Source organism: Hydrogenophilus islandicus (assembly GCF_054657095.1).
The window spans coordinates 19,145-36,902 of sequence record NZ_BAAHXE010000011.1; the positions used below are offsets into that span (position 1 = coordinate 19,145).

15 protein-coding genes are annotated in these 17,758 nt (G+C 64.6%); 9 read left to right on the top strand and 6 right to left on the bottom strand.

What is annotated here, in order from left to right; genetic code table 11:
- Positions 1 to 10: 10 nt before the first annotated feature.
- The 4 genes from ACYQ6T_RS05145 to ACYQ6T_RS05160 are packed head-to-tail and all read right to left on the bottom strand — an operon-like array spanning position 11 to position 6,027.
- Positions 11 to 3,115, bottom strand: coding sequence for an efflux RND transporter permease subunit (locus tag ACYQ6T_RS05145; protein WP_459828495.1), 3,105 nt, complete (start codon positions 3,113 to 3,115; stop codon positions 11 to 13).
- 4 nt (positions 3,116 to 3,119) lie between these two features.
- Complete coding sequence (locus tag ACYQ6T_RS05150; RefSeq protein ID WP_459828497.1) at positions 3,120 to 4,268, bottom strand: efflux RND transporter periplasmic adaptor subunit; 1,149 nt, start codon at positions 4,266 to 4,268, stop codon at positions 3,120 to 3,122.
- Positions 4,268 to 4,801: a hypothetical protein gene (locus ACYQ6T_RS05155; protein WP_459828499.1), complete on the bottom strand. Its 534-nt coding sequence runs from the start codon at positions 4,799 to 4,801 to the stop codon at positions 4,268 to 4,270. The genes ACYQ6T_RS05150 and ACYQ6T_RS05155 overlap by 1 nt, the downstream gene beginning before the upstream one ends.
- Entirely contained in the window at positions 4,798 to 6,027 is a 1,230-nt protein-coding gene (locus ACYQ6T_RS05160; RefSeq protein ID WP_459828501.1) for a TolC family protein, read from the bottom strand. Before ACYQ6T_RS05160 ends, ACYQ6T_RS05155 begins: the two co-directional genes overlap by 4 nt.
- A 149-nt stretch (positions 6,028 to 6,176) precedes the next feature.
- Here ACYQ6T_RS05160 and ACYQ6T_RS05165 point away from each other — a divergent pair, with 149 nt between their 5' ends.
- Together ACYQ6T_RS05165 and ACYQ6T_RS05170 are read left to right on the top strand one after the other, a co-directional pair.
- Entirely contained in the window at positions 6,177 to 6,854 is a 678-nt protein-coding gene (locus tag ACYQ6T_RS05165; RefSeq protein ID WP_459828503.1) for a heavy metal response regulator transcription factor, read from the top strand.
- Positions 6,851 to 8,266, top strand: coding sequence for a heavy metal sensor histidine kinase (locus ACYQ6T_RS05170; RefSeq protein ID WP_459828505.1), 1,416 nt, complete (start codon positions 6,851 to 6,853; stop codon positions 8,264 to 8,266). The genes ACYQ6T_RS05165 and ACYQ6T_RS05170 overlap by 4 nt, the downstream gene beginning before the upstream one ends.
- Here ACYQ6T_RS05170 and ACYQ6T_RS05175 read toward each other — a convergent pair.
- Both ACYQ6T_RS05175 and ACYQ6T_RS05180 read right to left on the bottom strand, forming a co-directional pair.
- Positions 8,241 to 9,458, bottom strand: a complete 1,218-nt coding sequence (locus ACYQ6T_RS05175) for an HD domain-containing protein (RefSeq protein ID WP_459828507.1) — start codon at positions 9,456 to 9,458, stop codon at positions 8,241 to 8,243. The genes ACYQ6T_RS05170 and ACYQ6T_RS05175 overlap by 26 nt on opposite strands.
- Positions 9,459 to 9,491: 33 nt before the next feature.
- Positions 9,492 to 9,890 carry a hypothetical protein gene (locus tag ACYQ6T_RS05180; protein ID WP_459828509.1) on the bottom strand — a complete coding sequence of 133 codons (399 nt, stop codon included), beginning with the start codon at positions 9,888 to 9,890 and terminating at the stop codon, positions 9,492 to 9,494.
- Position 9,891: 1 nt separating this feature from the next.
- Between ACYQ6T_RS05180 and ACYQ6T_RS05185 the strand changes: the two genes are divergently transcribed.
- The 7 genes from ACYQ6T_RS05185 to ACYQ6T_RS05215 all read left to right on the top strand — a co-directional run bounded on the left by ACYQ6T_RS05185 (position 9,892) and on the right by ACYQ6T_RS05215 (position 17,750).
- A complete protein-coding gene (locus ACYQ6T_RS05185) occupies positions 9,892 to 10,434 on the top strand; it encodes a DUF192 domain-containing protein (protein WP_459828510.1) in 543 nt (180 codons plus the stop codon).
- Positions 10,435 to 10,531: 97 nt separating this feature from the next.
- The gene (flhB, locus tag ACYQ6T_RS05190; protein ID WP_459828512.1) at positions 10,532 to 11,716 is read left to right on the top strand and encodes a flagellar biosynthesis protein FlhB; all 1,185 of its coding nucleotides are present in this window, start codon (positions 10,532 to 10,534) and stop codon (positions 11,714 to 11,716) included.
- A gap of 12 nt (positions 11,717 to 11,728) precedes the next feature.
- On the top strand, positions 11,729 to 13,819 hold the full coding sequence (flhA, locus tag ACYQ6T_RS05195) for a flagellar biosynthesis protein FlhA (RefSeq protein ID WP_459828554.1): 2,091 nt from the start codon (positions 11,729 to 11,731) through the stop codon (positions 13,817 to 13,819).
- A 103-nt stretch (positions 13,820 to 13,922) separates the two neighbouring features.
- Positions 13,923 to 15,335, top strand: a complete 1,413-nt coding sequence (gene flhF / locus ACYQ6T_RS05200; protein WP_459828514.1) for a flagellar biosynthesis GTPase FlhF — start codon at positions 13,923 to 13,925, stop codon at positions 15,333 to 15,335.
- A gap of 13 nt (positions 15,336 to 15,348) precedes the next feature.
- Complete coding sequence (locus ACYQ6T_RS05205) at positions 15,349 to 16,053, top strand: hypothetical protein (RefSeq protein ID WP_459828516.1); 705 nt, start codon at positions 15,349 to 15,351, stop codon at positions 16,051 to 16,053.
- A 131-nt stretch (positions 16,054 to 16,184) separates the two neighbouring features.
- Positions 16,185 to 16,967: an RNA polymerase sigma factor FliA gene (locus ACYQ6T_RS05210; RefSeq protein ID WP_459828518.1), complete on the top strand. Its 783-nt coding sequence runs from the start codon at positions 16,185 to 16,187 to the stop codon at positions 16,965 to 16,967.
- A gap of 9 nt (positions 16,968 to 16,976) precedes the next feature.
- Positions 16,977 to 17,750, top strand: a complete 774-nt coding sequence (locus tag ACYQ6T_RS05215) for a flagellar motor protein (RefSeq protein ID WP_459828520.1) — start codon at positions 16,977 to 16,979, stop codon at positions 17,748 to 17,750.
- Positions 17,751 to 17,758 lie beyond the last annotated feature (8 nt).

Below are 17,758 nucleotides of genomic sequence, written 5' to 3' on the forward strand. Positions count from 1 at the left end.
ATCGATTGGGTCAGAAACTCTCTTTTTGCTGGTCGGCAAGCAGGCGTTCCAGAGGAGGTCGTCCCCACAGCCAGAACATCAGTGGGGTGAGCAGCGTGTCGAGCAGCGTGGAACTCACTAACCCTCCGAAGATTACCACTGCGACTGGATGCAGCACCTCCTTGCCCGGCGCATCGGCGGAGAGCAGCAGCGGCACCATTGCGAAGGCGGCGACCAGCGCGGTCATCAACACCGGCGTCAGGCGTTCGAGCGAACCGCGCACGATCATCTGCTGGCCGAAGGTTTCGCCCTCGAAGGCGCACAGGTTGATGTAGTGGCTGATTTTCAGGATGCCATTGCGCGTCGCAATGCCGGTCAGCGTGATGAAGCCGACCAGCGCCGCTACCGAGAGCGGCTGCCCGGAAATCCACAACGCGATCACGCTGCCGACCAGCGCCAGCGGGATGTTGCCCATGATGATGAGCGTGAGCGTCACGGAGCGGTAGCGGCTGTAGAGTACCATGAAGATCATTGTCAGCGACACCAAGGCAAGCAAGGTGATCAGTTTGGCGGCCTGCTCCTGCGCCTGGAACTGCCCCTCTAGCGCGGTGAAATAGCCCTCGGGCATGGGCTTGGCGGCGAGCTCGGCGCGAATGTCGGCGATCACCTGCGCCATGTCCCGTCCCTCCGTGTTGGCCGAAATCACGATGCGCCGGCGTCCATTTTCGCGGCTGATCTGGTTCGGCCCGTCGCTCTCCTCGACGCTGGCGATTTTCGACAGGGGCACGGTGCCGGTCGGCGTTTCGATCAACAGCCCAGTGAGCGCCTGCGGACTACGCGCAGACTCGGGCAGCCGTACTACGAGGTCGAAGCGGCGGTTGCCTTCGACGATCTGGGTGATTTTTTCACCGCCGATCATCTGCTCCAGCCCGCGCAACAGGTTGCCTGGCGCGACGCCATAACGGGCTGCCTGGTCGTAATCGAGGCGGATCTTGACCTGCGGGATCAAGACCTGCTTCTCGATCTGCAGGTCGACCACGCCGGGAATCCGTGCCAGCCGGTCGCGCATCTCGGTCGCTAGGCTGCGCAGGGTATCGAGATCGTCGCCGTAGATCTTCAGTGCGATCTGGGCGCGCACGCCAGAGAGGAGGTGGTCGAGCCGATGCGAGATCGGCTGGCCGACGTTGACGACAGCAGGGAGGCTGGCCAGACGGCTGCGGATGTCGGCGATGATTTCATCGCGGCTGCGCGCTGAGGGCTTCAGGTCGACGTCGATTTCGCTGGAGTGCACCCCTTCCGCATGTTCGTCCAGTTCGGCGCGGCCGGTGCGCCGCCCGACCTGCGTTACTTCGGGCACCTGCAGCAGCAGTTGTTCGGCCAGGGTGCCGATGCGGTTGGACTCAGCGAGCGAGGTACCGGGATTGAGGAGAACGTTGACCGTGAGCGTCCCTTCGTTGAACGGCGGCAGGAAGGAGCGCGGAAAAAGCGGCACGCTGGCGGCGACGATGACCACCAGAGCGAGCGCGCCGGCCAGCAGGCTGCGCGCATGCCCGAACGACCAGGAGAGGAGCCGGGCATCCTGGCGCTTGAGCCAGGTCACGAGTGGGCTCTCTCCGGCGTGGAGCTGTTTCATCCGCGGCAGCAGGTAATAGGCCATCACCGGCGTCAGCGTCACCGAGACGATCATGCTGGCAAGGATCGAGACGATGTAGGCGACACCGAGGGGCGTGAACAACCGGCCCTCGATGCCGGGGAGGGCGAACAGCGGCACGAAGACCAGGACGATGATCACGGTCGCATAGACGATGGCCGAGCGCACTTCCAGCGTGGCGGCGGTGATGACATCGATCACCGGGCGAGGCGAATCGGCGGCACGGTTCAGTTTCAGGCGGCGCAGGACGTTCTCGACGCCGACGACGGCATCGTCCACCAGTTCGCCGATGGCGATGGCCAGGCCGCCCAGCGTCATGGTGTTGATCGACAGGCCGAAGTAATGGAAGATCAGCGCCGTGACCAGCAGGGACACGGGGATCGCCGTCAGCGAAATGAGCGTGGTGCGGACGTTGAGCAGGAAGAGGAAAAGGATGACGGCGACCAAGATGGCACCATCGCGCAACGCCTCCTCGACGTTGGTCACCGAATGCTCGATGAAGTCAGCCTGCTTGAAGAGGAAGGCGGGCGCTTCGAACCCCTTAGGCAGGTTCTTGCCCAGCTCGGCCAGCGCCTTTTCCACCTCACGGGTCAGCTTGACGCTGTCGGCGGCCGGCTGCTTCTGCACCGACAGGATGACTGCTGGCTTCCCGTTGTAGCTGCCGTCGCCGCGCTTGATGGCCGGGGCCAGTTGGACGTCGGCGACCTGACGCAGCAGGATCGGCTGACCGTTCTTGACGGCAACCACGAGATTCTGCAGATCCTCGATGCGCGAACTGCGACCGATCTGGCGGATCAGGTATTCGCGGCCATGGGCTTCGAGAAAACCCCCGCTGGTGTTCGCGCCAAAGTCTTTCAGCGCTGCCACCACCTTCTCCCGTTCGATGCCCAGCACCTGCAGCTGCGCCGGCTTGATCTCGACGCGGTATTGCCGCACTTCGCCACCGATGGGGATGACCTGGGCGACGCCGGGAATCGTCAAGAGCCTCGGCCGCATCACCCAGTCGGCATACTCGCGCACCTGCATCGGGCTGACCTTGGCCGGATCGGCCGGCAGGGCGATGAGGAGGATCTCGCCCATGATCGACGAGATCGGCCCGAGCTGCGGCACGATGCCGGGCGGCAGGGCTTCGCGCACCAGGTTGAGGCGTTCGGCGATCTGCTGGCGGTTGCGGTAGATATCCGAACCCCATTCGAACTCGACATAGACGATCGACAGACCGATGCCCGACACCGAGCGCACACGGGTTACGCCCGGCATGCCGTTCATGCTCGACTCGATCGGGAAGGTCACCAGCTGCTCGACCTCTTCCGGGGCCATGCCGCCGGCTTCGGTCATCAGCGTCACGGTCGGCTTGTTGAGGTCGGGGAAGACGTCGACTGGCATCTGGCGCAGTGTGAGCGCGCCATAGATGACCAGCAAGAGCGCAATGGCGAGAACGATCAGGCGTTGTTTGAGCGCGGTGCGGATGATGAAATCGAACATGGGCTTATCTCACCTGCGCGAGCAGCCCGGCGCCGACGGTCACCACGCGGTCCCCCTCGTGCAGGCCGTCGAGGACGGCGACGTTGGCGGTATCGAGCGATTGGTAGCGAATCCTGCGGGCGACAAAGCGCTCGGCCTCGGTATGCACCCAGACCGCCGTCTCGCCAGCGCCGACTTTTGTCAGCGCTGTCCGCGGCACGATCGCGCCCCTGATGCGCTGGTCGGTGCGGGCGATCACCTTGACCGGTTGCCCCACGGCCACGGCCGCGTCGCGGCTGGTGATGCGAAAGATGAGCGGCAAGGCCTGCTCGCGCAGCTGCAGGCCTGCACCGACGAACTCGAGTTCGAGCGCGGTTTGCTCCGCGAGCGCGCTCGCGGAGACCAGCGACCTGGCAATGCCGAGATCGTAAGCGAGCGCTTCCACGGCAAGCCGGGAGGGATCGATGATCTCGAACAACACCTCCTTGGCGTCGACGACCTGCCCAGGGAGCAGGCGGGGCGAGGTACTGATGATGCCGGTGGACTGTGCCACCAGCGGCTCGGCCGAGTCGATGCTCGCCCCCACATGGTCGCGGCGCTGTTGCAGTGCGGTGTATTCGATGCGTGCCGCGTCGATCTCCTTCTGCGGCACGGCGCCTTCGAGCTGCTCGAGGCGCTTCACCTTGCGTGCGGCGATGGCCAGTTGCGCTTCGATTTCGGCAAGCGCAGCCTTCTGGTTGCCGCGCTCGATGGCGCCGCTGATCGGGCGCAGCCAGGCGAGAATTTCGCCCTTGACCACCCGCCTGCCGGCCGTCGGCATCCCTTTGGGCCCGGGAAGGAGGATGCCGGCGAACATCGCCTGCACCCGGCCGCTGGTTTCCGGATCGGGAATGACCGTGCCATGCAATTCGATCGTCGCCGCCACGTCAGTGATACGCACCGGCTGGGTGCGCAGGCCCAGCTGGCGTTGCACCGGTTTGGGGACGAAGAGGCTGCCGTCGGCCAGTCGTTGTGGTGAAGCGACCGCGCCCGCCGTTCCGATGGCCGGAACGGCAACGGGCGTCTTCTGGCCATCCTGGCTGTGGTCTTCATCGCCATGAGCCAGAGCGGCTCCCGAGGCGACGCCGAGCGCGAGGGCCACGAGCCATACATGCCCATCGATCTTGCGCATCATCAACTCTCCTTCCTGGCGCGTTGGTGACGCCGGACGGCAAACACGATTCCGCTCGCGAGCAGCAGCACTCCTGACAGAACCCAGACCAGCCATTTGCTTGAGGGGTGCGCCGGCACCTCATGGGTCACGGCGACGGAGGTATCGAGCGTCGCGGGCAGCAGATCGACGCTATCGCCGGCCTCGACGCTGATGGTCAGCGGATGCCGGCCCGGTGGCAGCGGTTTGGCCAGATCGAGGAGGTAGGTTCCCGGGTCGGTTTCTCTGGCCACGCCTTGCAACCCGGCCCCCTCGACTTCCACTTTCGCCTGTGCCACGGGTTCGTTGCTGGCGAAACGATCGACATAGATCACCAGTTTCTGGTCCGCGAGCAACGCAACCACCTCGAATGCTTCGGTGGCAGCGGTGGTGCGGGGTGCGACGGTCTGCACGACGGAGGGAGGCGGTGCGCCATGGTCTTCCCCGCCGTGGCCGAAGGCCGAAGGTGTGATCAACGAGGCCACGCAAAGGAGGGCAGCGGCAATAGCCTGTTTCACGGCAACACTCCCAGGGCTTGGTTCAAACGCGAAATGGCCGCTGCCCGGGCGACGCGCTGGCGGTCGAGGAAGGCTTCAGCCTCGAAGGCGGCGGCGCGGATGCGCAGCAAGGTTGCCAGATCGAATTCACCCAACGCGAAGGCTTTTTCGGCCAGACGCAGGTTGTCAGCGGCAAGCTGGTGGCGCTCCTGTGCCATGACGAGCTGGCGTTCAGCCACACGCAGGTTGTGCTGGGCGCGCTCGACGTCGAGTCGAATCCGGGTGAGAAGACGGCGCAGCTCGGCGTCGGCCTGATTCGCTTCGGCTTGTGCCGCTGAGACCTCGCGCTGGACCTGGGGTGGCGACGAGAGGGGGATTTTGAGCTTGATGCCAACACTGTTGGCGTAGGGTTCGGCAAAGTTCCCCCGATCCCGCACGACCCGCAGCGCCAGTTCCGGCGGGGCGCGGCGCGACTCGGCGGCGACACGGAGTCGGGCGCGTGCGTTCTGTGCCGTCGCGACAGCAGCAGCCAGCACGGGGTGGGTAGCGAGCCACGCGTCGGTTTCATCGCTGAGCTGCTGGGGAGGTGGCGGTTCTTCGTCGAGATGCTTCGGGGCAGGCGCACCGGTGAGGCTCTGGAAGGTCTGCTCGGCCTGGAGCAGCGTCGCCTGCGCCTCAACCCACGCGGCGTGGGCGGCAAGCGTCTCGCCTTGCGCCAGATTGGCATCGATGCGCGACAATTCGCCAGCCCTGAAACGCCGCAAGACGTCACTTTCCAATGCGCGGGCGGTCTCCAGACGCCGTGCTGCCAGCACCTGGGCAGCGCGGGCTTCGGCCAACGCCCACCAGGCGTCCCGCACCTCGCCGGCGATCTCCAGACGCAGGGCGGCACGGCGGGCAAGGGTTTCGTCGACGCGGCTCGCGGCTTCGGCTTCACGCGCCGCTTTCTGACCGGGAAGCCACAGCGGCACCGCCAGTTCGACCTCGTATTCCTCCCTGCCTTGGTTGCGGTTCAACCGATCATTGAGGTTGCCGATCGTGACCGAAGGAGGTTCGGGCGTCAGCCCCCCCGCAACACGCTGTGCCGCACGCGCTTCGGCCTCGAGGGCATCCAAACCGGCGGTTTGAGGGTTCAGCCTCCAGGCTTGCTCCACGGCGGTGGCCAGTGCCGATTTCGCCGCTTCTGCCGCTTGCCCCGCAATGCTCGCGAGCAGAGCGACGGCGGCGCAGAGTGCTGCTCGTCTCATCGTTCGGGTGATTAGGTGATTCATGGCAGGGGTAACTCTACCCAACTGCCATTGACGCCATCCTGACAGGGAGATTACATTTTTGTCATCTTGCATCGTGGCCGCTCGAGCCGATGCACAATCGCGCAAACGGACGTGGGGAGCCGGAGATGAAGATCCTGATTGTCGAAGACGAGATCAAAACCGGGGATTACCTCTGCCGAGGGCTGACGGAAGCGGGGTTCGTTGTCGACCTGGCGCGTGACGGCCGGGATGGATTGCATCTGGCACAGAGCGATGACTATGACTTGGCAATCCTGGATGTCATGCTGCCCGGCATCGATGGGTGGGCGGTGCTGCAGGGGATCCGCCGCGCCGGCAAGGAGATGCCGGTGTTGTTCCTGACGGCGCGCGATCAGGTGGAAGACCGGGTCAAGGGCCTTGAACTTGGGGCAGACGACTACCTGGTCAAACCATTCTCCTTTGCCGAACTGCTGGCCCGGGTGCGCACGATCCTGCGTCGGGGGCGCAGCGGCAACGAAAGCACAGTGTTGCGTGTCGCCGATCTGGAACTCGACCTCTTGCGCCGTCGCGTCACGCGGGGGGGACGGCGGATCAATTTAACCGCAAAGGAGTTCGCCCTGCTCGAATTGCTGATGCGCCGGCAGGGGGAGGTGCTGCCCCGCTCGCTGATCGCTTCTCAGGTCTGGGACATGAACTTCGATAGCGACACCAACGTGATCGAAGTGGCCATCCGGCGCCTGCGTGCGAAAGTCGATGACGGGTATGAGCCCAAACTGATCCACACGGTTCGCGGTATGGGCTACGTGCTGGAGGTGACGGAGTGACGCTCCGACACAGTCCCTCCCTCACGCTGCGGCTGACGTTGCTCTTTGCCCTGGCATCGGCGTCGGTATTGTTTCTTCTCGGGTTACTCATCGGCGACGCCGTGGAGAAGCATTTCGAGGAACAGGACAGGGAGCTGCTCACGGGCAAGATGGAGCTGGTCCGCAACATCGTTGCCCGTTTGAGTCCACCGTGGCCCAATCCGGCGCTCACCGAGGCGTTGGCGCTCGCTTTGACCGGGCATCACGGGCTCGCCGTCACGATTCTGGCCCCAGAGGGTCAAACCCTCTTCAGCTATGGTGCGAATCCCTTTCCTCCCGATCAGCTGGCGCCGTCAGAAACCGGTAGCGGGCAACTCGTCACCTGGGTGGCTGGGAACGGCGTGCCGATGCGCGGCATCGTAGCGCTTGCTGCGACCGCCGAGGCCGGCACCAGCTTGACCGTTGGGATTGCCACCGAGATCAGCCATCACGACCACTTCATGGCGTCGTTCCGGCACACCCTGTGGTCGTTTATGGTGATTGCTGCCCTCGTCATGGGCATGCTCGGGTGGTTTGTCGCCCGCCGGGGACTGGCCCCCCTGCAGTCAATCAAGCAGAGAGCAGCGGTCATCACCGCCGGAAACCTCCATGCACGCCTGCCTGTGGAGGCCGTCCCAAGAGAACTGGCCGAGTTGACCGACACGCTGAACGGCATGCTCTCCAGGCTGGAAGAGTCGTTTCAGCGACTCTCGGACTTTTCCTCGGATCTCGCCCATGAGTTGCGCACACCCATCAGCAATCTGCTCACTGAGACCCAGGTGACCCTTTCAAAACCGCGTTCGGCTGACGACTACCGCGAGGTCCTTGCGTCCAACGCCGAGGAGTTCGAACGCCTGTCGCGTATGATTGCCGACATGCTTTTTCTGGCCAAGGCCGACAACAACCAGGTCATTCCCCATCTGGAGCTTGTCGATCTTGCTGCCGAGGTTCGCAGCCTCCTCGAGTATTACGAGATCCTTGCCGAAGAGAAGCGCTTGAACGTCTCTGTCTCTGGGCGCGGCAGGGTCACAGGCGACCGCTTGATGCTGCGGCGGGCGATCAGCAATCTCCTCTCCAATGCGATTCGCCATACGCCGGAGGAGGGGCGTATCGCCATCCAGATCGACGACAGCGATCCGCGGCAGGTGAGTGTGACCATCGAAAATTCCGGTCCAGCCATTCCTCCCGAGCACCTCGAACGCCTCTTCGACCGCTTCTATCGGGTGGATAGTGCCCGCAACAGGACAACGGAGGGGGTAGGTCTTGGCCTTGCGATTACCCGCTCGATTCTCCGTGCCCACGGCGGCGAGATCACCGTGACATCGGCGGACCATTCCACCCGCTTCACGATGGCGATACCGCTTCAGGTCAAGGAGTCGCCGCGGCCCCTTTAGCGCTCAGCGCGTCAAAAAGCGCGCCGAGGTCGAGCGCGCCCAATTTTTTGCCGGAGTACTTACGGGGAAGGCGACTGTTCGCGTCGATCAACGCGGGGGCGCGGACGCCGAGTGCGAGCGATTGCGCCGCTTCGGTGAGCGCCGCGAGTTCATCCATCGCCTTGATGAGCGGTCCGTCGATCGGATCGAAGGCATCGTCGTCGTACTCCTCAGGCACCGTTTCGCTCGGAAGCAGGGTGCGCGCGCCGTCGCGGCGGATGCGGCAGGCAAATTCGTCGCTGGTGTAGTCGCGAAGCACCCCGTGCCACGATTCGGGAACGAGCGGGAGGAGGGTTTCGCTCATCAGCCGAGCCTCCTCGGTGCGCAACAGGGCTTCCACGCCTGGGGCTTCCCGTTTGATCGGCGAGATTACGTCGCGGGTGAGCACCTCGGGGAGGTCGTGAAAGAGCGCGGCGTAGAAGGCGTTGATGCGCCGGCGGGCGCTTCGCGCCGGGAGCTCCAACGCGCCGCAGTAGCTGAGGACCGCGACGAAGAGGAGGTGCCCCAATACCGAGGTCTTCGGCAGGCGCGGCGTTTGCGCCCAGCGCTGCTGGAAGCGGAGCTGCCCCACCAGATCGACGAAGCCGAAGAGGCGCTTCCCAAGCGCAATCTTCTGCACCCCGATGAGGTCGTAGTGGGCCTCGATTTCCCCTTCGATCGCCGCGCGGGTCGCTTCGATCCCGTAGAGGAACGGGGCGGTGTGGTAGATGAGGCGAAACTCCCATTGCGTGGCGAGGTAGTGGGCCGCTTTGAGGATGCGGCGCTCGAGCGTCGGCTGCGGATCGGCAGTGAGGTAGTGGGTGATCGCGGCAAGGAGCTTGCCCTCAGCGATCGGCGCGACGACGGGGGTGAGGCGCTCCAACGCCCAGGCGGTCAATTCGCGCCCCTTTTGCGCCATCAGGCGATGGAAGATCGGCGCTTTGAGGTCGGTGAGGACAATGCGGTGGAGGAGCTCGGCGACGGTGCCGATGATGAGCGTCTCCCAGTCGATCGCACGCCCCGCGTCGCGCTCCGCTTGCGCAAGCGTCCAGGCGATGATCGCTTTGTGCGCCTGTTTGTCGAGCTCGGTGAGGCTCATCGGGCGGGGGTGGTCGTTCCACCGCTCGATCGCGGCCGCGGAAAAGAGGGTGGTGACGAACGGCGCGGGGATCATCGGCGTGACGTACAGATTGGCGAAGAGGCCGCCCTAAGACTTCGGGTCATCGGGGTGTTTGAGTGCTTCGCGCGCCCGCAGGTCGGCGAGATCGTCCTCTTTGCTCGAGGGGACATTGAAGCCGTCGGCGACGTAGGCGTGCCCCTTCATCACGATCACGACGATGCAGCCAAACGCGAGGGTGAAGATGACGGTGAGGTGAAGCCCCAGCGCTGCGAGGGTGAGGATATCGACGGTATTGAGATACTTCTCGGCTTGAGCGCCGAGATCGGCGTACCACCAACGGGCAACGAGCGGCGGGATCGCGCAGGCCAAGAGCCCGCCCGCCAACCAACGGGGGAGTTTTTTGAAAATTTTCCACTCCCATCCTGCAGGGGCCTTTTGACTACCGGGGAGGCGGCGCAACCAGGGAGAGGTGGGGGGAGAGGTCATCGTGCCGATCCATCGCCGTTTTCTGTTATTCTACTGCGTTGGACACTCGTTTGCCAGAAAAGTTGGGCCTATTTTGATCGCCGTCAATAAACTCTTTGCCGCGCTCTTTGCGGTGACGCTCCTTGCCCGCTCCGCGGCGGCCTCTGAGCCGGTTGCGGGTGAGGCGCTTGCCGAGGTGACGCTGCGGGTTGGGATCTACCAGATCACGGCCGAGGTTGCCGCGACCGAAAAGACGCGGGAGCGGGGGCTGATGTACCGCGCCCATCTGCCGCCGCACCGCGGAATGCTCTTCTACTTCCCCGTCGCGGAGCGCCACTGCATGTGGATGAAAAACACCCCAATCCCCCTTGCCGTGGCGTTTGTCGACGAGGATGGCCGGATCGTCAATATCGAAGAGATGGAACCCTTGACCCTTACCAGCCATTGTGCCGCAAAACCGGTCCGGTGGGCGCTCGAGATGACGGGGGGGTGGTTTCGCGACCATGGTGTCGGTGTCGGGATGCGTCTCGAGGGGTTACCGCCGCCGCGCCCATTGGGGCGGTGAAAGGGAAAAAGGGGCGCTTTTACCTTGCTCTTTTGCCCGCCACGCACGGCGTCGTTCCGCGATAATGGGGAGAGGAAGCCGATGAGCGAGCGGCGCGATGGCCGAAGAGAGCGATCTGGAGAAGACTGAACAGCCGTCTGCGCGAAGGATCGAGCAGGCGCGGGAAGAGGGGCAGATTCCGCAGTCGCGGGAGCTTGCCTCCTTTCTCGTCCTCTTGGTGGGGGTCGCGGTGCTGATGACGATGGGGGGATGGATGGGGGAGCGGATCGCGCGCCTCATCCGTACCCTCTTGTCGTTTGAGGAGGCGCAGGCGTTTGAGGTGACGACGCTCCTCGCGCTCCTTCCGCTCGTCGTTAAAGAGACGCTCATTGCCCTCTCGCCCCTCTTTCTTTTGCTCATCGTTGCGGCGATTGCCGGCCACATCGCCATCGGCGGGTTGCTTTTCGTCCCCACGTTGCTCCTCCCGAAGTGGAGCCGGCTCGATCCGGTTTCGGGGATCAAACGGGTCTTCTCAGTAAATGGCTTGGTCGAGCTCGCCAAAGCGGTGGCGAAGACGCTACTTGTCGGTGGGGTCGCCTGGTGGGTGCTCACTTCAGAAGTCGATACGGTGATGGCACTGCTCAGCATGCCGCTTGAGGTTGCAGCAAAGCGCTTTGTCGATGACCTCGGGTGGAGTACGCTCTGGCTCGTCGCTGCGCTTGCGCTCATCGCCGCGGTCGATGTTCCCTATCAACTCTGGAACTACACCAAAAACCTGCGCATGACCAAAGAGGAGGTGAAGCAGGAGTACAAGGAGACCGAGGGTGATCCGCAGCTCAAGGGGCGGATTCGGAGCATGCAGCGGGAGATGGCGCGGCGGCGGATGATGGCCGAAGTGCCGAAAGCAACCGTCGTCGTCACCAACCCGACCCACTTTGCTGTGGCCCTGCGGTATGAGCCGGAGCGGATGGCCGCCCCCGTGGTGGTGGCCAAGGGTCGCGGGGCGTTGGCATTGAGAATCCGTGAGCTGGCCGAAGAGTCCCGGGTGCCGCGGGTCGAGGCGCCGGCGCTTGCCCGTTCGCTCTATGTCCATACCGAGGTGGGCGAGGCGATTCCTGCCGGGCTCTACCTGGCGGTCGCTGAGGTGCTCGCCTACGTCTATCAGCTCGACCGCTGGATGGCGCTCGGTGGGGCGAAACCGCAGTTGACGCCAGAACTGGCGATTCCCGAATCGCTCTACGTCCCACCGCCTGAGGTGGACGAACCGTCTGAAGTCAATCACGAACCGTTGAGGAGAGGCTAAGTGGCGAGTCCGATGAATCTTGCCGCGCTCGATTGGCGCCGTTTCACTTCGCCCGCCAAGCTCAAGCTGTTGGCCGCACCGCTCTTTATTCTCCTCGTGCTCACCATGATGGTGCTGCCGCTGCCCGCCTTTTTCCTCGACGTGATGTTTACCTTCAACATCGCGATGAGCATCGTCGTGCTCCTCGTCGGGATGTACGTGCAACGGCCGCTCGAATTTGCCGCGTTTCCGGCAGTCCTTTTGGTGACGACGCTCCTCAGGCTCTCGCTCAACGTCGCCTCCACCCGCGTCGTGCTCCTCGAGGGGCACACCGGCCCCGACGCGGCGGGGAAGGTGATCGAGTCGTTCGGTCAGTTTTTGGTCGGGGGGAATACAGCGATCGGTGTCGTCGTCTTTGTGATTCTCGTGATCATCAACTTTGCCGTGGTCACCAAGGGGGCGGGGCGGATTGCCGAGGTGAGCGCCCGGTTTACGCTGGATGCGATGCCCGGGAAACAGATGGCGATCGACGCCGACCTCAACGCTGGACTCATCGACGAAGCCGAGGCGCGGCGCCGGCGGCGGGAGATCCAGCGCGAGGCGGAATTCTACGGGGCGATGGATGGGGCGTCGAAGTTCGTGCGCGGCGACGCCGTCGCGGGGATTCTGATTACGCTCATCAACGTGCTGGGGGGACTCGCGGTCGGTGTCATCGGTCACAACATGGATTTTGCGCGCGCGATCGATACCTACGTGTTGTTGACGATTGGCGACGGGCTGGTCGCGCAGATTCCGTCGTTGATGATCTCAATCGCGGCGGGCATGGTCGTCTCTCGGGTCGCGGAAGAGGAGAAAGGTGAAGATGTCGGCGGGCAGGTGCTCGCCCAGCTTTTCAGCAAACCGCCGGTGTTGATGATCGCCGCCGCGATCGTCGGGTTGCTGGGCGCGATTCCCGGAATGCCCAATTTCGTCTTTCTGGCGATTGCCGGGGGACTCGCCTATCTGGCGTGGCGAAGCTGGCAGCGTGCCGCGGCGGGGGCCGCAGAGGCGGCGAAAGCGCCACCGCCACCGCCGACCGAGGAGGCGGTCGAGGCGACCTGGAACGACGTCCAGCCGGTCGATGTGCTGGGGCTGGAGGTAGGCTACCGTCTGATTCCGCTCGTCGACCCGCAGCAGGGGGGCGAGCTGATCAAGCGGATCCGGGGGTTGCGTAAGCGCTTTGCTCAAGAGGTCGGGTTCTTGCCGCCGACCGTCCATATTCGCGACAACCTTGAACTGAAACCCAACCTCTACCGCATCATCGTCAAAGGGGTGGAGATCGCCACCGCCGAGGTCTTCCCCGGGCAATACCTCGCGATCAATCCCGGCCAGGTGACGGGGCCACTGACGGGGCGGGCGACGACCGATCCGGCGTTTGGCCTGCCGGCCGTCTGGATCGACGCCAACCAGCGGGAGCGGGCGCACGCGCTCGGTTACACCGTGGTCGACGCCGCCACCGTGATTGCGACCCACCTCAACCAGGTGCTGATCGACCACGCCGCCGAACTCTTGGGCCGCGAGGAGGTCCAGGCGTTGCTCGACCGCTTCAAGCAGGAGGCGCCAAAACTGGTCGAGGATGTGGTGCCGACGCTGGTGACGGTGACGCTGCTCCATAAAGTCCTGCAACTCCTCCTCGAGGAGGGGGTGGTGATCCGTGACCTGCGCACGATCCTCGAGACCCTTGCCGAGCACGCCGGGAAGACCCAAGATCCGTTCGAGCTCACCGCACGGGTGCGGGAGGCGCTGGGGCGGGCGATCGTCCAGTCGCTCGTCCCCGGTCAAGGGAAGGTTCCGGTGTTGGTGCTCGACCCGGGGTTGGAGCGGGTGCTGTCGCAGGCGGTGAGCGGGGCGGCGCAAGGGGTGATCGAGCCGGGCTTAGCGGACGCGCTGCTGCGCCGGGTGGCTGAGGCAGCCGAGCGGATGGAACGTTCCGGGAAAGCCCCGATTCTCCTCGTCGCGCCCCAGATTCGCTGGTTGCTGGCCCGGTTCTTGAAGCGCGCGGTGCCGATGCTGCGGGTCTTGTCGCACGCCGAGATGCCCGACAGCCGCGGGATCGAGATCGTCGAGATGATCGGCACCGCGTAGCGGGAAAATAGCGGGTTTTTCCCCCTCTTTCCTCCGGGGCAAAAAGCCCGCGTCTCAAAGATAATGGCGCCAAGACCGCACGCAACGCAAGGAGTGCGAAGAGATGAACGTGAAAAAGTATCGGGCGGCAACGGCACGCGAAGCGCTCAAAATGCTCAAAGCAGAACTGGGGGACGACGCGATCGTGCTCGCCAACCGCGCCGTTCCTGGCGGGGTAGAGATCGTCGCGATGCCTGCCGAGTGGGTGGGTAAATTCGGCCACGGTGAAGCGCGGGGAGAAAAGGCGCCGTCCCCGCCGCCCCCCCAAAGCGAAGAGGAGTCCTTTATTCCCTATACGATCCCGAAAAAGGAGCTCCCCCAAAAGACGATCCGCCCCTTTGTTCCGCCGCGGATCATCACCGCCGATTACGCTGCCCGGCAAGAGGCGGCCGGGGAAGAGGAGGCGCGGATCAAGGCGGGGCTCGCAGCGCTCCAGAAGCGGGTGGGGAGTGCTCCCCCCAAAGCGGACGAACCCCGCACGGCGAAAGGCGACGGAGGGGGGATCTCTGCGACTGTGGCGCACCAGATCGAAACGCTCCACGAACAGAATGCAATCCTGGCGCGCGAACTCAAGGAGATGCGTGCGCTCATCGAACAGCAGCTCGCGGGATTTGCGTGGAATGAGGCGATTCGCAAAGCACCGGGCCGGGCGCGGGTGTTGGGCGAGATGCTCGACGCCGGATTTTCCCCGGCGCTTGCCCGGGCGATTTGCGACCGGATCGAGGCGCACGCCGACGTCGCCGCGGCGCGCGAAGCAGCGAAAGCGCGCTTGGGGGCGCGGCTTGCGCTCGTGGGCGACGACGATGAGCTGATTGCGCAAGGGGGGGTCTATGCGATCGTCGGGCCGACCGGTGTTGGTAAGACGACGACGACGGCGAAGATCGCCGCACGGTGCGTTGTGCAGCTCGGGCCGTCGCGGGTCGCGATGATCACCACCGACGGCTTTCGGATCGGTGCGCAGGAGCAGCTGCGGATCTACGGCCGAATTCTCGGGGTGCCGGTCTTTGCGGTGCGCGACGCGAACGACCTACGGCTGACGTTGCAGGAACTGGCGACCAAACACATCGTGCTGATCGACACCGTCGGGCTCAGCCAAAGGGACAAAGCGGTTGCCGAACAGATCGCGATGCTCTCAGGCGGCGGGATCGTCAAGCGGCTCCTTTGCCTCAACGCCGCAAGCCGTGGCGACACCCTCGACGAGGTGGTGCGCGCCTTTGGCGGCGATGGTCTGGCCGGAGCGATCATCACCAAAGCGGATGAGGCGGTGTCGCTCGCGCCCGTCGTCGACGTCGTCGTCCGCCACCGGCTGCTCGTCCATTATCTCGCCAACGGCCAGCGGGTGCCCGAGGATCTCCATCTGCCGAACCGCGCCTACCTCCTCGATCGGGCGTTTCGCCTCTCCCGCAGCGACGCCTCTCCGTGGCAGGTGGGGGAGGATGAAGCGGCACTTTGGCTTGCGCAGGCAGCGAGTGCGTGAAAGGAGAACCGTGATGTGGCGCCACGATGACCAAGCGGCAACACTGCGCCGCCTTTTTCGCCGCGAACCGCCGCTTTTCCACAGCCTCTACGCTGCGGGCAACCGTTGGCCGCGCCTTGTGGAGCGGGTGATCGCGCGCTTTGCCGCCTATTACGGGCGGGTGCTCCTGTGCGACGAGGCGACCGCCTCCGTGACGCTCCCCGAGGCACGCGGCGCGCACCGTCCGGCTGACCTCCTCTTGAGTCTGCAACCGACCGCCGCACGGCGCCGCTTCGACCTGCGGTTGCCGCAGGGGTGGGGGTACCTCAACATCAAAGCGGCGGCGGTGGCGTTGCCGCTCCTCGACGAGACGCAGCGCACCCGGCTCGTTGCCGCCTTCGAGCGCCATGTGCGCGACTACGATGCGGTGGTCTTTTTCGGCGGTGGCGGGAGTGTCGCCGACGCCTCCTGGTGGCTCACCTCGGCGCCTCGCCATTGGCTCGTCGCCGAGGTGAACGGCAACGGTTGGCGCGACGCCCTCGCTCGCGCGCAGGAGCTCGTCCACCTTGGGGTCGACCGCATCGCGCTCATCGCCGATGGCGACGCTCCCGAGGAGACCCTGCGCTTCCTCCGTTCCCTCAAGGAGCAGATCGTTCGCAAAACGTCGCTCCCCGTCTGGCGGGCCGTGCCCCTTGCGCAGTTGCCCACGTTGTGGCTTGGCGAAGGAGTGGCGGCGTGACCGTTGCCGTCTCCCCCCCTCCTTGTGGTAAAAAGGCAAAAAGCGCCCGTAGAGGTTTGTCGAACCTCAGCGGTGGCGGGCGCGCCCTGTTCGGCGGACGGTATGGGCCGCCCAATCCGGGATGGTGGGGTATGGAGGGAAACGAAACGCGCGACGTTGCCCGGCTGGTCGAACACTACGCTCCGATGGTCAAGCGCCTGGCGCTGCAGATGGCGGCCCGGCTGCCCGCGAACATTATGCTCGACGACCTCATCCAGTGCGGCATGATGGGGCTCATCGAAGCGATCGAGCGGTACGAGGTGCACGAGGAGGCACAGTTCGAAACCTATGCGGTGGCGCGGGTGCGGGGGGCGATGCTCGACGCGCTGCGCAGCAACGACTGGCTGCCGCGCTCGGTTCGTCAGGCGATGCGCGAGATCGAAGAGGCGATCGAGAAGCTCTCGCACCAGTTGGGGCGCCCACCGCACGACAATGAGGTGGCCGAAGCGCTCGGCTGGTCGCTCGACGCCTACTTCGCGACGCTTTCGGCGGCGCAAGGGCACGCGGTGCTCTATTTCGACGACCTGGTCGATGACGAGGGCCCCCAAAGTGGCGCGGGGAGTTTTTTGGAACGCCATCTTGGCGACGAGTCGGCAAACCCGGAGCAGCTTACCGAACGGCACGAGCTGCAGCAGCGGATCAGCGCGGCAATTACCCGCCTTCCCGAGCGGGAACAGACCGTTTTGGCCCTCTACTACGAACACGACCTCAACCTCAAAGAGATCGGGGCGGTATTGGGGGTGAGCGAATCGCGCGCCTCTCAACTCCTCTCATCGGCAATTGCGCGCATCCGTGCCGAGCTTCTCGGCACGTTGCGGCAGAAGCAGCCGCGGGGGCGACCGCGGCCATCCTCCGTGCCGACCCAGAGCGACTAAGGAGTGGGCATGAGGGGCGATTTCACCACCGTCGTCGGACTCATCCTTGGGGTGGTCGCGATTGTCGGCGGCTTCGTCACCGAAGGGGGGCACCCGCTGTCGCTCATTCAGGTGGGGGCGTTTCTCATCGTCTTTGGCGGCACCTTTGCCGCGCTCTTTGTCCAGACCCCCTGGCCGATCCTGGTCGATGCGATGAAGATGTTGCGCTGGCTCTTCGCCCCACCGGTCGACAACCCCGAAGAGTGGATCGGCAAAGCGGTCGAATGGGGGCGCACCGCCCGGCGCGAGGGACTTTTGGCGCTCGAGATCAAGATCGCGAGCGAGACCGATCCCTTTGTCCGCAAGGGGCTGCAGCTCCTCGTGGATGGCATCGAACCGGAACGGATCCGCGAGGTGCTGACGACCGAGATCGAGGTGCTGGACGAGCAGTACAAGGTACGGGCGAAAGTGTGGGAGTCGGCGGGCGGTTACGCGCCGACGATCGGGATCATCGGCGCGGTGCTCGGGCTCATCCACGTGATGGAGAATTTGGCCGATCCCGCTCAGTTGGGAAGCGGGATTGCGGTGGCCTTCGTCGCGACGATCTACGGGGTCTATTCGGCGAATCTGCTCTACATTCCGATCTCCAAGAAGCTCCTCACCTACGCCTCTGAACTGATCCTCACCCGCCAGATGTTGGTCGAAGGGTTTGTTGGTATTTGCGCAGGTGAAAACCCCAGACTTGTCGAGGGGATGATGCGCAGCTTCCTCCCGGGGAGCGAGAGCAGCGAAGAGGCCACTTAGGGGGGTGG

Coding starts and splice junctions, on each gene's coding strand:
- ACYQ6T_RS05145 (WP_459828495.1), bottom strand. CDS start 3,115: ATGTTCGATTTCATCATCCGCACCGCGCTCAAACAACGCCTGATCGTT.
- ACYQ6T_RS05150 (WP_459828497.1), bottom strand. CDS start 4,268: ATGATGCGCAAGATCGATGGGCATGTATGGCTCGTGGCCCTCGCGCTC.
- ACYQ6T_RS05160 (WP_459828501.1), bottom strand. CDS start 6,027: ATGAGACGAGCAGCACTCTGCGCCGCCGTCGCTCTGCTCGCGAGCATT.
- ACYQ6T_RS05165 (WP_459828503.1), top strand. CDS start 6,177: ATGAAGATCCTGATTGTCGAAGACGAGATCAAAACCGGGGATTACCTC.
- ACYQ6T_RS05175 (WP_459828507.1), bottom strand. CDS start 9,458: ATGATCCCCGCGCCGTTCGTCACCACCCTCTTTTCCGCGGCCGCGATC.
- ACYQ6T_RS05180 (WP_459828509.1), bottom strand. CDS start 9,890: ATGACCTCTCCCCCCACCTCTCCCTGGTTGCGCCGCCTCCCCGGTAGT.
- flhB (WP_459828512.1), top strand. CDS start 10,532: ATGGCCGAAGAGAGCGATCTGGAGAAGACTGAACAGCCGTCTGCGCGA.
- flhA (WP_459828554.1), top strand. CDS start 11,729: ATGAATCTTGCCGCGCTCGATTGGCGCCGTTTCACTTCGCCCGCCAAG.
- flhF (WP_459828514.1), top strand. CDS start 13,923: ATGAACGTGAAAAAGTATCGGGCGGCAACGGCACGCGAAGCGCTCAAA.
- ACYQ6T_RS05205 (WP_459828516.1), top strand. CDS start 15,349: ATGTGGCGCCACGATGACCAAGCGGCAACACTGCGCCGCCTTTTTCGC.
- ACYQ6T_RS05210 (WP_459828518.1), top strand. CDS start 16,185: ATGGAGGGAAACGAAACGCGCGACGTTGCCCGGCTGGTCGAACACTAC.
- ACYQ6T_RS05215 (WP_459828520.1), top strand. CDS start 16,977: ATGAGGGGCGATTTCACCACCGTCGTCGGACTCATCCTTGGGGTGGTC.